The 15,856-nt window shown below is 45.1% G+C and carries 9 protein-coding genes; all 9 read left to right on the plus strand.

Annotation, left to right across the window (positions count from 1 at the left end; all coding sequences use genetic code 11):
* Positions 1–35: 35 nt before the first annotated feature.
* The 9 genes from ACIQXH_RS18520 to ACIQXH_RS18560 all read left to right on the plus strand — a co-directional run bounded on the left by ACIQXH_RS18520 (position 36) and on the right by ACIQXH_RS18560 (position 15,854).
* Complete coding sequence (locus ACIQXH_RS18520) at positions 36–821, plus strand: 2,3-dihydro-2,3-dihydroxybenzoate dehydrogenase (protein WP_403125223.1); 786 nt, start codon at positions 36–38, stop codon at positions 819–821.
* Between the two features lie 57 nt (positions 822–878).
* Positions 879–2,096, plus strand: a complete 1,218-nt coding sequence (gene dhbC / locus ACIQXH_RS18525; RefSeq protein WP_403125226.1) for an isochorismate synthase DhbC — start codon at positions 879–881, stop codon at positions 2,094–2,096.
* Positions 2,097–2,117: 21 nt separating this feature from the next.
* Complete coding sequence (locus tag ACIQXH_RS18530; RefSeq protein ID WP_403125241.1) at positions 2,118–3,755, plus strand: (2,3-dihydroxybenzoyl)adenylate synthase; 1,638 nt, start codon at positions 2,118–2,120, stop codon at positions 3,753–3,755.
* A gap of 21 nt (positions 3,756–3,776) precedes the next feature.
* Entirely contained in the window at positions 3,777–4,685 is a 909-nt protein-coding gene (locus tag ACIQXH_RS18535; RefSeq protein ID WP_402959240.1) for an isochorismatase family protein, read from the plus strand.
* Between the two features lie 35 nt (positions 4,686–4,720).
* Complete coding sequence (locus tag ACIQXH_RS18540; protein WP_403125244.1) at positions 4,721–11,914, plus strand: amino acid adenylation domain-containing protein; 7,194 nt, start codon at positions 4,721–4,723, stop codon at positions 11,912–11,914.
* Positions 11,914–12,135 (plus strand): MbtH family protein, encoded by a 222-nt coding sequence (locus ACIQXH_RS18545; RefSeq protein ID WP_403125228.1) that lies wholly within the window; start codon positions 11,914–11,916, stop codon positions 12,133–12,135. Before ACIQXH_RS18540 ends, ACIQXH_RS18545 begins: the two co-directional genes overlap by 1 nt.
* Positions 12,136–12,137: 2 nt before the next feature.
* Positions 12,138–13,589, plus strand: a complete 1,452-nt coding sequence (locus ACIQXH_RS18550; RefSeq protein WP_403125230.1) for an MDR family MFS transporter — start codon at positions 12,138–12,140, stop codon at positions 13,587–13,589.
* Positions 13,590–13,687: 98 nt separating this feature from the next.
* On the plus strand, positions 13,688–14,401 hold the full coding sequence (locus ACIQXH_RS18555) for a 4'-phosphopantetheinyl transferase family protein (protein ID WP_403080531.1): 714 nt from the start codon (positions 13,688–13,690) through the stop codon (positions 14,399–14,401).
* Positions 14,402–14,507: 106 nt separating this feature from the next.
* Positions 14,508–15,854, plus strand: coding sequence for an MFS transporter (locus ACIQXH_RS18560; protein ID WP_403080530.1), 1,347 nt, complete (start codon positions 14,508–14,510; stop codon positions 15,852–15,854).
* Positions 15,855–15,856 lie beyond the last annotated feature (2 nt).

Here is a 15,856-nt window from a genome sequence, read left to right on the forward strand (position 1 = left end):
ACTAGATTCTCTTATCAAGAAAGGGAGAGTTAAGTATGTACTTTCAGGAATGTAAGGGGAAAGTGGCACTCGTAACGGGAGGAGCACAAGGGATTGGAGGTGCAGTCGTTCAGTCGTTAGCCAAGCTTGGTATCGTAGTAGCGGCGGTTGATTTCCAAACAGATAAATTACAGAAACACGTAGATGCCTTGAAGTCTGAAGGTTTAGAGGTATATGGGTTTTCAGCGGATGTAAGTGATAGTCCAGCCATCGACCGCATTGTTGATAGGGTCGAGCGAGAGATTGGTCCAATAGAAATATTGGTGAATGTAGCCGGGGTTCTTAGCCCGGGGCTAATCGAGTCCTATAGTGATCAAGACTGGCAAAGGACTTTTGCCGTCAATTCCACTGGTGTCTTCAATGTCTCCCGTTCCGTGAGTAAACATATGATAAACAGGAAAAAAGGTTCGATTGTTACAGTGGGTTCCAATGCAGCGAGTGTCCCACGAATCAATTTAGCGGCCTATGCGGCATCCAAGGCAGCGGCCACCATGTTTACTAAGTGCCTAGGCTTGGAATTGGCTCAGCATAATATTCGTTGTAACATCGTTGCTCCTGGTTCGACCGCTACGGAAATGCAGTGGTCTTTATGGGAAGGTGATAATGGGGTAAAACCGGTCATCGATGGCATGCCTGAATTATATAAAGTAGGAATTCCACTGAAAAAAATTGCGGAACCTTCTAACATTGTCGATGCCATTCTTTTCTTCATATCCGACCAATCAAATCATATTACCATGAGTAATCTTTGTGTAGATGGTGGAGCTACATTAGGAGTCTAATAAGCTCGGAAGACCACTAACATATCTGACTATTCAATAACGAAGGGGTTATAGCACATGACTAAACATCCATATAATTCGACTGTATTGGAAAAACCGATGTTGGAAGATTACCAAGATGGCGACTTCTTTCTATCAAGCCCGAACCAAACCTTATTGGGAAAAGGTTCCTTGCTAACGGTTCCGGGAAATGAAGAAAAAGAGAATCAGATGGAGGATCTTGCTAACAGGGTTGCAGCAACGTTGGAGCGAGCAAAAAGGCTTGGACAGGATAATCCAATCGTCACCGGCGCCATACCGTTTGATTATAAGAAGCCCGCTAATCTGCATGTGCCAGAGACGATACATTCAACTGTACGTGTTCAAGAATATGGTCCTAGTAGAACAGTGGAGACGGGCTCAGTCCCTACATACCAAATTAAATCGGTTCCAGAGCCTGCCCAATATAAAGAAGGTGTCGAAGAAGGACTAGTACAGATAGCCAGTGGTCATCTGGACAAAATCGTCTTGGCTCGGTCCTTGCAACTTACATCTTTGGTAAGTGTAAATATCAATGAGTTGCTTCATAACTTGGCAAGACAAAATACAAAGGGTTATACATTTGCCGTTGATTTGGGAGAGCAAGAAGATTCAAGCGTTTGCACCAAAACATTAATCGGCGCAAGCCCGGAACTACTTGTTTCAAGAACTGGCTTACACGTGGTGGCTAATCCGTTGGCAGGCTCCCGACCGCGAAGTGACGATCCAGTGGAAGATCAAAGACGTTCGAAGGAATTGCTTTCTTCTTCAAAAGATTTACATGAACATGCTGTCGTAGTAGAAGCAGTGGCGGAAGCACTTCGTCCATTTTTCAAAAAGATGGAAGTCCCCAAAAGCCCATCGGTAATAAGTACAGAGACAATGTGGCATCTATCGACAGAAGTGAAGGGGGAACTTGCGGATCCTGAAACTTCTTCTTTGGAGCTTGCCATCGCGCTTCACCCGACTCCTGCCGTATGCGGTTCGCCGTTTGAGCGGGCAAGGGAATCCATCTTGGAGATTGAACCTTTCGATCGGGGATATTTCACGGGAATGGTTGGATGGTGTGATGCAAATGGTGACGGTGAATGGATCGTCACGATTCGATGCGCAGAAGTGGAAGAAAAGGCGCTTCGTTTGTTTGCCGGAGCCGGCGTGGTCGGAGAATCTAAACCGGAAGAAGAACTTGCCGAAACTTCGGCTAAGTTTCAAACCATGCTTCGCGCAATGGGGATTGATACGGAATTATCAAAGTAATTGGCATGGAGGGGAAAGATGATGTTAGAAGGTTTTACTTCGTGGCCTAAGGATTTGGCTGATTTATATAGAAAAGAAGGTTGTTGGAAAGGGGAGACCTTTGGCGGCATGCTACGTGACCGTGCCAAGGAGCATGGAGATCGGATTGCCATTACCGGAGGGGAAAGAAACCTGACTTATGCAGAGTTGGACGACCGTGCCGATCGGTTAGCGGTCGGCCTTCAAAAGTTAGGGATAAAGAAGAATGACAGGGTCGTCATCCAGCTTCCTAATGTCGTTGAGTTTTTTGAAGTCATTTTCGCCTTATTCAGGATCGGGGCTCTTCCTGTATATGCCCTTCCTTCCCATCGCAGCAATGAAATCGGGTATTTTTGCGAGTTCACTGAAGCCGTTGCTTACATCATTCCAGATAAACATGGTGGATTTGACTACAGAACACTTGCCCGAGGCGTTCAAAGTAAGAATGATAGCTTGTTGAATGTGATTGTGACAGGGGACGCAGAGGAGTTCACAAGTTTGGAAGGTTTATACGGAGAACCTGACGAATTGGTGGAAACAATCGTCCAGTCTAGTGATGTCGCTTTCCTACAGTTATCCGGCGGAAGTACCGGTTTATCAAAGTTAATTCCAAGAACACATGATGATTACATATACAGTTTAAGGTTAAGTGCTGAAATTTGTGGAATCAATCAAGATAGCATCTATCTAGCGGTGCTTCCTATCGCCCATAACTTTACGATGAGTTCTCCTGGCATCCTAGGCACATTATATGGTGGGGGACAGGTTGTCCTTTCACCTGGTCCTAGCCCTGATGAAGCATTTCCTCTCATTGAAAAACATGGTGCGACGATTACCGCACTCGTACCGCCCCTTGCATTGAGATGGCTTGAAGCCGTTTCATCCCGTAATGATGATTTATCAAGCCTTCAAGTGATGCAAGTTGGAGGAGCGAAGTTTAGCGCTGAGGCCGCCCGTCGAGTAGGCCCGGCCTTTCAGTGTAAATTACAGCAAGTATTCGGCATGGCGGAAGGACTAGTGAATTATACGAGGCTTGATGATTCAAATGAGCTCATCGTGAACACTCAAGGAAGTCCAATGTCAGAATTTGATGAAATTCGTGTGGTTGATGAAGAAGATAAGGAAGTTGCGCCCGGTGAAGTAGGGACATTATTGACAAGGGGGCCTTATACGATTTGCGGTTATTACAAGGCACCGGAACATAATGAGAAGGCCTTTACTAAAGATGGATTTTACCGTACGGGTGACTTGGTAAGCATAAATTCTTCAGGCTACTTAGTCGTTGAGGGCCGAGATAAGGATCAAATCAATCGAGGTGGCGAAAAAATTGCGGCAGAAGAAGTGGAAAACCATCTGCTGGCCCATGAAGCCGTTCATGATGCAGCCATTGTCTCGATGCCTGATGAATACCTTGGGGAGCGGTCATGCGCATTCGTGATACCAAGGGGGGAAACCCCTAAAGCCAGAGAGCTCAAACAGTTCTTGAAGGATAGGGGTCTGGCTACATTTAAAATTCCCGACCGAGTGGAATTCATCGAGACCTTTCCTAAAACGCCATTAGGAAAAGTAAGCAAAAAGGCACTTCGACAAATCATTTCTGACAAGCTAAATGAACGTAAAATAGCAACATTATTAAAATAAATTAGAAAAAGGAGTGATTTGATGGCTATTCCCGCTATCACACCATATGCAATGCCAGTTGAATCTGATTTACCAAAAAATAAGGTGGCATGGAAGGCGGAACCGAAGCGTTCGGTTCTTCTCATTCATGATATGCAACAATATTTTATCGATTTTTTCGAAAAAAATGATTCACCCATACCGGAACTATTGAAGAACATAACAACCATCAAGGATCGTTGTGTGGAATTAGGCATACCGGTAGTTTATACGGCGCAACCGGGAGATCAAAATCCTAAGGACCGTGCGCTCCTGACAGATTTTTGGGGAACGGGGCTCGATGATGACCCGAACCAGACAAGAATCGTGGGCGACGTTGCTCCGTCTGATGACGACATCATGCTGACTAAGTGGAGATACAGTGCATTCAAACGAACCAATCTTCTTGAATTAATGGAAGAACAGGGACGTGATCAACTTATTATTTGTGGAGTATATGCCCATATTGGATGCCTTTTAACGGCAAGCGAAGCGTTTATGCAAGATATACAACCATTCCTGGTGGCCGATGCGGTCGCTGATTTTTCGTTGGAAGAACATAAAATGGCCCTGAAATATGCCGCAGAGCGATGTGCGTTTACAACTTCAACGCTTCAGTTGCTTGACCAATTACAAGTCAGTGAACAAACATCACCTGCTAGTCAGGAAGGAGCCGATTGGACAATAGAGGAATTAAGGATGATGATTTTCGACCTTCTTGGCGAAGACCCTTCAGAAGGTCTTGAAGATCATGAGGATTTAATCGATAGAGGAATGGACTCCATCCGCATGATGAGCCTTGTGGAAATGTTGAGAGGAAAAGGGGCGGAAATCAATTTCATGCAAATGGCTGAGAAACCGACAATTGCTGATTGGTGGAACCTGCTATCTTCCCAGAAAGTTTTAGCTTGATCCGATGTGAAAAGGAGGTAAATGAGGTGAGTAATATGGAGAACCAAAAAACTCGCATGGCATTGTCCGGCGCACAGTCAGGCATATGGTTTGCGCAGCAACTAGAGCCGGATAACCCGATTTACAATACGGGTGAATACATAGAGATTAAAGGGAAAATGGAAGTAAGTAAGTTTGAAGCAGCGCTCATGCAGGCAGTAAGGGAGGCCGAAAGTTTACACATCCACTTTGGGGAAGACCAAAGTGGACCCTATCAAGTCATGGGTGAGGCAAATGAAATTCCTTTTCAATTCTTGGATGTAAGTGATCAAGATAATCCTGAAGAGAAGGCCTTACAATGGATGAAAGAAGACTTGCTTCAACCTATTAACCTAAAAATGGACAGACTATTCTCTCAAGCGTTGTTTAAGGTCGGGCCAGAACGGTATTTCTGGTATCAGCGGATTCATCATATTGTTATGGACGCCTTTGGATTTTCACTAATATCGCAGCGAGTGGCGAAGCTGTATACGGCACTTGTCCAAGGTCAACCATGTGAGGAGGCAGCCTTTAGTCCCTTCGTTAAGCTATTGGAGGAAGATGCTAGATACAGGGCGTCCGAGAAATTCGAAGCCGATCGTCATTTTTGGCTGGAGCGCTTTGCTGATCAACCGGAAGTCATGAGCCTTGCTGAACGGGCTCCTAGGACATCTAACGGTTTTCTTAGCCAAACGGGTTATTTATCGACTGTTGCCACACAATCCTTTAAAAAAAATGCTCATAAATATTCGGGGACGTGGCATGAAGTGGCCATGGCTGTCACTGCTGTATATATTCATCGTCTGACGGGAACGGAAGACGTCATCCTCTCCCTGCCGATGATGGGGCGTTTGGGCTCTGCTTCAATCAATATTCCGAGTATGGTGATGAACTTACTTCCCCTGCGTATAACCGTTCGACCGGATATGGCGTTGAAGGAAGTAGTGAAGCAAGTATCAAGCGAAGTGCGTCATATCCGCCGCCATCAAAACTATAGACATGAAGAACTTCGCCGTGACCTTAAGCTTCTTGGAGATAATCAAAGATTATTCGGTCCGCAAATCAATGTCATGCCTTTTGATTATGGATTGGACTTTGCGGGTAATCAAGCCATTACACATAAGCTGGCCACAGGCCCGGTCGATGACATATCGATAAACATATATGACAAGTCTGATGGAAATGGATTAAGAATCGATTTGGATGCTAACCCGGAAGTGTACGATTTGGAAGAGCTAGGCATTCACCATACCCGATTCTTAAGGTTGCTCGAGAAGGTGGCCACTGCAGAAGAGGTCCAGATGATCGGGGAACTTGAAGTGCTTTTACCAGAAGAACGTGAGAGGGTCATGCATCAGTGGAATCAAACCGCCGAGGAGATTCCGCCTGCCAACTTGCCAAGCCTGTTTGAAAAACAAGTAGCTAAAAGCCCATACCTAACAGCCCTGGTAGATGAAAAGACGGTCCTTAGTTATGAGGAATTGAATAAGCGTGCCAATCAATTTGCCCATCTTTTATTGGAAAAAAATCTAGGTCCGGAAAAATTCGTGGCGATTGCTTTACCACGCTCTGCGAACATGGTCGTGGTCATGTTGGGCGTATTAAAGACAGGGGCTGCATATTTACCAATCGATCCCGATTATCCCATTGACCGCATTGAATACATATTGAACGACGCGAAGCCTATTTGTCTAATAACAAACCGTGAAATTGCTTCAAAACTACCAAGTGGTGGTGAAACGGAACTCATCTTATTGGATGAGGCAGAACATGCTCTTTCATCAGGAAAATATTCCGATGGAAATGTGGATGAGTCAAAGAGGAATGGAGCCCTATCACCTCTTAATTCAGCTTATATGATCTATACATCCGGTTCCACAGGGAATCCGAAAGGTGTCGTCATTCAATCAGAAGGCATGATTAATTTCCTTTCTTCCATGCAAAGCCAGTTTTTCTTAAATCAAGAAGATAGGCTTCTGGCGGTCACTACCATCGCATTTGATATATCCGGTTTAGAAATGTACCTGCCACTTCTTAATGGAGCCAGCTGCGTCGTTGCAGCCAAGGAGAAGATTCAAGAACCCAAGGCGTTGGCAGACATCATTACCGAACATGATATTACCATCATGCAGGCGACACCGACGCTTTGGCATGCCATGGTATCCAATTATCCAGATGTAATCAAGGGGCTTAAGGTACTTGTTGGTGGGGAGGCTCTTTCCATTAGTTTAGCCACTGCATTAAAGGATTTAGGGTGTGAAGTAACCAACTTATATGGTCCAACTGAAACGACGATATGGTCGACATCTAAAAAGTTGGATTCCAGTCAGACAGGCATGCCCGCCATAGGATCACCCCTTTGGAATACACAGGTGTTTGTACTCGATGCAGGTTTACAACCAGTCCCTCCCGGAATCGTTGGCGAATTGTATATTGCAGGGAAAGGGCTAGCCCGGGGGTATTTAGGTCGCCCGGATTTAACAGCAGAGCGTTTTGTTGCCAACCCGAATGGTCCTAAGGGCAGCCGGATGTACCGTACAGGTGATTTGGTTCGTTGGAGGGTGGATGGTTCACTGGATTATATTAGTCGCGCTGATCATCAAATTAAAATACGTGGTTTTCGGATCGAGCTTGGAGAAATCGAGGCAAAGCTTGTCCAACATCCTGAGGTTTTACAAGCGGCCGTGATTGTTCGCGAGGAGATTCCTGGTGATAAACGAATTGTGGCTTATATTGTTCCTTCGCTGGATTCGAAAGTGGATCCAGGGGAACTTCGCGCATTTGTGGGCAGTAATCTTCCGGATTATATGATTCCATCGGCAATCGTTGAGATGCAAGAGTTGCCGCTAACTCCAAATGGGAAGCTTAATCGTAAAGAATTGCCAGTGCCCGATTTCTACTCGCTAATTTCAGACCGAGCACCAAGAACACCTCAAGAGGAAATTTTGAGCGAGTTGTTTGCTGAAGTTCTAGGTCTATCTAGAGTAGGAATTGATGATAGCTTCTTTAATTTAGGTGGGCATTCACTCCTTGCATCAACTCTGATGGCACGAATACGCAATACATTCGGAGTGGAACTCGGCATAGGCAAGATTTTTGAGTCACCGACCGTGGCGGGTCTTGCAAAACAGCTCTCCAATGGAAAAAGTGCACGATTGCCCGTGAAAAAAACGAGTAAGCCCAAAAAGATACCCCTTTCCTTTGCACAGAGGAGATTGTGGTTCCTACACAGTCTTGAAGGCCCTAGTCCAACCTATAATATTCCGTTGGTCATAGAATTATCAGGAAACCTTGATACGAATGCTCTCGAGGCAGCAATCAATGACCTGGTTGCTCATCATGATACGTTACGGACGATTTTTCCAGTAACGGAGGGGAATGCCCATCAAAGCATCATTGACCCTTCTGAGGCCCGGGTTGAATTGTTAATAACTAGAGTAAAAGCGGCGGACCTAGATGCGGAGATTGCAGTCGCTACGCGTTATAGCTTTAATCTCGCTGTGGAGCCATCCATTTATGCTCAGCTTTTCTCAGTGGAACCGGATCAGCATGTTTTAGTTTTACTTTTACATCACATTGTAGCCGATGGATGGTCCCTTACCCCTCTTACGCGAGATTTGTCTGCGGCTTATAAAGCCAGGATTCTTGGAGAGGTACCTAACTTGACTCCTCTTCCTGTCCAATATGCGGATTATGCGCTTTGGCAGGAAGAATTGTTGGGAAAAGAGAACGATCAAGCTAGCTTAGTGAAAGAACAGCTTGATTATTGGAAGGAGACACTGGCGAATCTTCCCGATCAGTTGGAGTTGCCTATGGATTTCCTTCGGCCTATCGAACCAAGCTATAAGGGGGATACATTGAAGTTTATGATTTCTCCTGTCCTGCATCGTAGATTAGTGGATGTGGCTCGAGAAAACGGAGTCAGCTTATTCATGGTATTGCAGGCGGGACTTGCGACCTTGCTTACTCGCCTTGGAGCGGGTACGGACATTCCGATTGGAAGTCCGATTGCAGGGCGAAGCGACGATGCTTTGAGCGAAATAGTGGGATTATTTATTAATACCTTGGTGCTCCGTACGGATACTTCTGGAGACCCAACTTTCCGTGAACTTCTTGAAAGGGTAAGGAATGTTGATTTACAGGCGTATGAACATCAAGACTTGCCTTTTGAACGCTTGGTAGAAGAACTGAATCCACCACGTTCACGATCTAGGCATCCATTATTCCAAATCATGCTTGCCCTGCAGAATACGCCTGAGCCAAAGCTAGAGCTTCCGAGCATTCATTCCAACCTAGAGCTATATAGTGTGGGGACTTCCAAATTCGATATGACGATTGAGATTCGGGAAATGCATGATGATACAGGAAAACCGGATGGAATGAGCGGGTTTCTTGAATATAGTGCAGATCTATATAAACCTGAAACCATCGAAAGGATGCTTAACCGATTCGTACGAGTATTAGAGGGGGCTGTAATGGACCCGGACCAGACAATCGGACGATTGGAAATATTGGAGCCAAAAGAACGTCAAGAAATTCTTGTTGATTGGAATCAGCATGGTGAAGAAATCCCTGATTCCTGTTTACCAGCTTTGTTTGAAGAACAAGTGAACAGGTATCCAGATAAAATCGCTGCTGTATATGAAGATGAATCCCTAACATATGAAGAGCTAAATCATAGGGCAAACCAGCTTGCCCGTCTGCTAATGGCTAAAGGGGTTGCATCGGAGCAATTTGTAGCATTGGCCACACCAAGATCATTGGATATGGTGGTTGGCATACTTGCTGTACTGAAGGCGGGGGCGGCTTATTTGCCTCTAGATCCTGAATATCCTATCGACAGATTGTCTTTCATGCTTCAGGATGCGAAGCCTAGCTACGTCCTTACAAGTTCCAGTGTGGCAACTAGCCTTCCGAATCTGCATGATATCCAACAAATTGTATTGGACGATCCGAGCACGTTAGTGGAAATGTCACGATATTCAACAGATAACCCACTAGATCGTGAACGGAAACAGCCTTTATCACCATTAAACGCAGCTTATATTATTTATACTTCAGGTTCAACGGGTGTACCGAAAGGGGTAGTCGTCCCCCATCAAAATGTAGTACGGCTCTTTGGGTCGACAGAAGACTGGTACCAGTTCAATTCGGATGATGTTTGGACGATGTTCCACTCTTATGCTTTCGATTTTTCGGTATGGGAAATATGGGGGGCGCTTCTTCATGGCGGGAAGCTTATAGTTGTACCTCATTCAACCAGCCGGTCACCAGAAGAGTTTTTACAGCTCCTTGTGGATGAAGGAGTCACGGTTCTTAACCAGACCCCATCTGCCTTTTATCAATTAATGCAGGCGGATCGTAACAAGCCGGAACTTGGACAGAATCTAACGTTACGGTATGTGATTTATGGTGGGGAGGCACTTGAACTAAGCCGCTTGGAGGATTGGTATAGCCGTCATCCGGAAACTGCGCCGCGATTGATTAATATGTATGGAATTACGGAAACGACCGTTCATGTAAGTTATCTGGAACTTAACAGGGAAGTCACCGCCGTGAAGGCGAACAGTCTCATAGGCTGTGCCATACCGGATCTTGGGGTGTATATTTTGGATGCGAGTCTACAACCGGTACCTGCAGGAGTAACTGGGGAGATGTATGTCTCTGGTTCAGGTTTGGCCCGCGGGTATCTTGGGCGCCATGGTTTGACGGCAGAGCGTTTTGTTGCTAATCCATTCGGTCCATCAGGAACCAGGATGTATCGGACCGGAGATTTAGCCAGATGGCGTGCTGATGGCTCATTGGACTATATGGGACGGGCCGATCACCAAATCAAGATTCGCGGTTTCCGTATCGAGCTGGGAGAAATTGAATCATTACTTGTCCAGTGTCCTTATCTGGAGCAAGTTGCCGTCATCGTTCGTGAAGATCACCCAGGTGATAAGAGATTGGTGGCTTATGCTGTGCCAGCGGCAAATGCTGTTTTCAATCCAGCCGAGTTACGCCGGTTTGTGGCAGCAAGCCTTCCAGATTACATGATTCCATCTGCATTTGTCCAAATGGCCGATTTGCCTTTGACGGCAAATGGAAAGTTGGATCGAAAGGCGTTGCCAGTACCTGATTTCGGTGCAGCCGTTTCAGGACGTGGACCAAGGACCCCACAGGAAGAAATCTTATGTAAACTTTTCATGGAAATTCTTGATCTTCCACACGTTGGAATCGATGATGGATTCTTTGATCTGGGAGGGCATTCCCTGCTTGCCGTCCAGCTGATGAGTAAGATACGTGAAGCGCTTGGCGTTGAGTTGAGCATCGGAAACTTATTTGAAGAGCCGACAGTTGCTGGCCTAGCAGAAAGGCTTGAAATGGGTTCGAGTCAGAGTGCTTTGGATGTCTTGTTGCCACTACGCAAAAGTGGCGAGGAACTTCCGCTGTTCTGTATACACCCAGCGGGAGGGTTGAGCTGGTGCTACGCCGGGCTAATGACGGCTCTTGGTCCAGATTACCCGATATATGGACTGCAAGCTCGGGGAATTTCTGAGCGTGAGCGCTATCCGGAAACACTGGTAGAGATGGCAGCGGATTATATCGAACATCTCCGCAAGGTCCAGCCAAAAGGCCCTTATCGTTTATTGGGTTGGTCACTGGGTGGAAATGTGGTGCATGCCATGGCTACCCAACTGCAAAACGAGGGGGAAGAAGTCCAACTTGTGGCCATTCTGGATGCATTTCCAAGTCAATTTTTGCCGACTACTAATGCTCCTGGTGATGAGGAAGCATTGATCGCCCTGCTTGCCTTGGGTGGGTATGATCCTGATAGTTTAGGAGACAAGCCATTGGATGATGCTAGTGCCATAGAAATTCTGCGCCAAGATGGAAGTGCATTAGCTAGTTTGGAAGAAAAGACAATCCTTAACCTGAAGGAAACCTATGTGAATTCTGTTCGAATCATGGGTGAATATGAACCAGGAGTGTTCAATGGTAATGTTTTGTTCTTTAAATCAACACTCATACCAGAATGGTTCCCTAGCCTTTCAACGGATACATGGAAACCATATATAAATGGATTGATTGAACAACATGATATTGAGTGCCGTCATAAGGATATGTGTCAACCTGAGCCACTTGCGGAAATCGGACAGGTGATTGCAAACAAGTTTTCAAATATGAAAAAAAATTACGCATTAATTAATGAAGGTGGAGATGAATAATGACTAACCCTTTTGAGAACGAGAATGGTACGTATAAAGTATTGATAAATGAAGAAGGTCAATATTCCCTCTGGCCTGCCTTTTTGGACATACCAGAAGGTTGGTCCACCATTTATGGAGAAGAAAGCAAAAAGAATTGCTTGGACTATATTAATGCCAACTGGACGGATCTTCAGCCTAAGAGCCTAAAGCTCGTATCGAGCCTTGATGGCGTAAAGTGAACGTGCGCATACACGAGAATCCTAAATTAGTCGTTTGCATGGTTTATGTGATTGCCATGTTCATGGTTTCGATGGACGGCACGATCGTCAATGTCATTCTTCCCGTCATCGGCCAGGAATTCAATGTCATCCCCTCAGCCACAAGCGGTATTAATATAGGCTACTTAGTAAGCCTCGCGGTCTTTCTCCCTATATCGGGGTGGCTTGGGGATCGATATGGTACCAAGAAAATTTTCCTATTCGCACTTGGGGGTTTCACACTCGCTTCCCTTCTATGCGGATTTGCGACAAGCCTAGAGACCTTGACCTTATTTCGGGCCTTGCAGGGTGCAGGCGGTGGACTCCTTACTCCAGTAGGAATGGCAATCTTATTTAGGACATTTTCTCAGAAAGAACGAATGAAAGTGTCAAGGACCCTTGTCTTGCCCATTGCCTTTGCACCAGCCATTGGTCCGGTTGTCGGTGGTTTCTTTGCGGAACAGCTATCTTGGAGCTGGGCTTTTTATATCAACATTCCTTTTGGAATCATCGCTTTCCTCATCGGTTTGCTGTTCTTGAAGGAACATAAAGAGCCATCGGCCGGCAGGCTTGACCTGACAGGGTTTCTGTTATCAGCTGCCGGCTTGTCGATGGTCATGTATGCACTGAGTACCGGTCCTTCAAAGGGATGGAGTTCTCCAGTCATTATGTATACGGGACTGATTGGCTTCATACTTGTCTGTTTGTTTGTATGGCGAGAATTACGGGTCAAGGAACCCATGCTGGATTTAAGCTTATTATCGGACAAATTGTTCCGTTCTCTTGGCCTTATTTCTCTATTATCGCAAGCAGCATTAATGGGCATGCTCTTTATATTCCCGTTAATGTATCAGAATGCCATGAATGCCTCTGCCCTGGATAGTGGATTGGCCACTTTTCCTGAGGCATTGGGGCTTATGGTAGCATCCAGGATGATTCCTTGGACTTTCAAGAAATTGAATGGCCAGCAGGTGATCTGTCTTGGGCTACTTGGGACGGCCTTAATCTTTGTCCTCATCAGTATTGTTGGTCCGACAGCGAATCCTTGGTCTTTACGACTCTTATTATTTAGTGTCGGCATCTGCTTGGGACATGCAGTGATTGCTGTACAGTCTTCCATTTTCACGAATATTACTTCAGCATCGATGGGAAGGGCAACTACATTATTCAATGTCCAGAATCGATTCGGCTCAGCTGTTGGGGTAGCCGTACTAGCGAGTGTGTTGGGAGCCTTGGGGACAAGCGAGGTGGCAAGGAACGGAATAGAACAGATTAACTTAACATCCTATCAATATGCTCTCCTTGGCTCATCAGTCTTTCTTGTTATAGGTCTTACTATCTCGTTACGTCTGAAGAAAGAAGACTTTAAGACCATCTTGCCAAGTCAGCAATCGACTGAAATTCCTAAGACAGAACCAGTCAGAATGAGTAAGTGACAAAATTCCAGATGGAGATGCTTGAAATAGAGGGTTGCTGTGATTCTAATCAGCGGCCCCTATTTATTTGTTTGAAGAGTATAAAAGGGGGGCTAGATGTGATTGAACTATATAGTTGTAAATTGCCTGCGAGCAGGGAAAATGCGGGTATGGACAATTTGCTTGTTCATGTTTCAAAAGAAAGGCAGAGCCGATTGAAAAGGTTTGTGAAGACTGATGATGCATATCGTTCCCTGATTGGGGATTTGTTGGTGCGTTTCGCATTAAAAGAACGATACGGCTCGATGGATAGGGAACTGAGAATTCAAACGAATGAATATGGCAAGCCGTTTTTATGTGACTTTCCTTCCTTCCACTATAATATCTCCCACTCTGGTGAATATGTAGTGTGTGTGGTTCATGATGACGCAGTGGGTGTGGATATAGAATACATAGGACCATTTGATTTACCCCTCGCCAAAGAGCTTTTTACTAAAGAAGAGTATCAATACGTTTTGAATGATAGAGAAGGCGGCCTTGGAGCCTTTTATGACATCTGGACCTTGAAAGAGAGTTATGTGAAAGCGGTTGGTGAAGGCTTATCCATGCCATTACAGGGGTTTTCTATGAAAAAGTGTAGCAATGGATCCATCCAAATCACAGATATGGAAACAGAAAGACAGATTAGGGATTACATATGCAGACAGTACACAATAGACAATCACTACTGTTTATCTGTTTGCGCCCATCATGCCAATGCAGATCAATTTAGAAATGAACCGACATGTGTCACGTTTCAGGATGTATGCGAGAGTTTGAATGTTCATTCCTGAATATGTACAGGGCGTTGGAAAACGGTGCTTAGATAGGGACGAGATAAAAACAATGGCCTTTGGCCTGAATCTGGTATAGATCCTATTACTGATGGAGGAATGAAATGTGAAACAAATTAATGTTGCCCAGGTTATAGAAGGGAGTAAGTTTAACTCTTTTCATTTAACTGTTTTACTATGGTGTATTTTCCTCATCCTTTTCGATGGATATGATCTAGTCGTTTATGGAGCCGTCATTCCAACCTTAAGTCAAGAGTGGGGGACATCACCGGGCATCTTGGGATTGATAGGGAGTTTGACGTTGGTAGGCGGTTTAATAGGCTCACTTATTTGCGGGATCGTAGCGGATAAAGTAGGGAGAAAGAAAGTAATCATAGCTTGTGTTGCTATTTTTGGTTCGTTTACTCTATTGACAGGTTTAGCGAAGGGACCGGTAGATTTTGCGATATACCGTTTTCTTGCAGGGCTTGGTTTGGGCGGCATTCCGCCGTTATTGGTGGTGCTCACCTCTGAATATTCTCCCAAGCCGATTAAGAATATGATGGTGGGTATCATGTTCAGCGGATATTCGATTGGAGGTATATTAGTCTCTCTTTTCGGAATGAAGGTCATTCCGGAGTTGGGATGGGAATGGATGTTTTTCATAGGGGCCATTCCCTTATTGGCCATTCCCTTTTTAATTAAATCTTTACCTGAATCCCTTTATTATTATGTGGAAAAGGGAGAATATGAAAAAGCGAAGGGAATAGTGGCTCGTTTAAATCCCTCCTATGTTCCCCATGATGCAGATCGATTTATCATGAATTTATCAACTTCCGGTGTTCCAGTGGTAAAGCTCTTCGAGAATCGCCGTGGAAGATCCACCATCATGTTTTGGATCGCATGCTTTATGGGATTGCTGATGGTATATGGATTGGGTACGTGGTTGCCTCAACTGATGATTAAAGCAGGCTATCCGTTGAATTCCAGCCTGCTGTTTCTTTGTTGCTTGAACATTGGAGCAATCGTCGGTTCGGTATGCGGGGGTTGGCTAGCAGATCGAATTGGCTCAAAACGAGTGTTGATCAGTTACTTCAGTATAGGCGCGGTCTGCTTGCTCCTCCTCGGTTTTAAACCAGGGTCATTCTTTCTATATGTTTTGGTGGCAATAGCAGGGGCTGCGACAATTGGATCGCAAAATTTAAACAATGCTTATATCTCCATGTTCTATCCGACACAGATAAAGTCGACAGCACTGGGGTGGGCATTAGGTATAGGTAGGTTTGGGGCTATAGTGGGACCAACAATCGGTGGGCTGTTAATCGAGTGGGAGTTGCCTATTTATATAAACTTCCTCAGCTTTGCGATTCCCGCTTTTATTGCGGCGATCTCCATTAGTCTTGTCCAAAATAAATATAATAGCACCATGAATCTTGAACTCTCTTCTCCCAAACGATATCAAAAGATTATTTGAAT

The sequence above is a fragment of the Peribacillus sp. NPDC097225 genome (assembly GCF_044761955.1).
Classification (GTDB): Bacteria; Bacillota; Bacilli; order Bacillales; family DSM-1321; genus Peribacillus.

Coding starts and splice junctions, on each gene's coding strand:
- ACIQXH_RS18535 (WP_402959240.1), top strand. CDS start 3,777: ATGGCTATTCCCGCTATCACACCATATGCAATGCCAGTTGAATCTGAT.
- ACIQXH_RS18530 (WP_403125241.1), top strand. CDS start 2,118: ATGTTAGAAGGTTTTACTTCGTGGCCTAAGGATTTGGCTGATTTATAT.
- dhbC (WP_403125226.1), top strand. CDS start 879: ATGACTAAACATCCATATAATTCGACTGTATTGGAAAAACCGATGTTG.
- ACIQXH_RS18545 (WP_403125228.1), top strand. CDS start 11,914: ATGACTAACCCTTTTGAGAACGAGAATGGTACGTATAAAGTATTGATA.
- ACIQXH_RS18520 (WP_403125223.1), top strand. CDS start 36: ATGTACTTTCAGGAATGTAAGGGGAAAGTGGCACTCGTAACGGGAGGA.
- ACIQXH_RS18540 (WP_403125244.1), top strand. CDS start 4,721: ATGGAGAACCAAAAAACTCGCATGGCATTGTCCGGCGCACAGTCAGGC.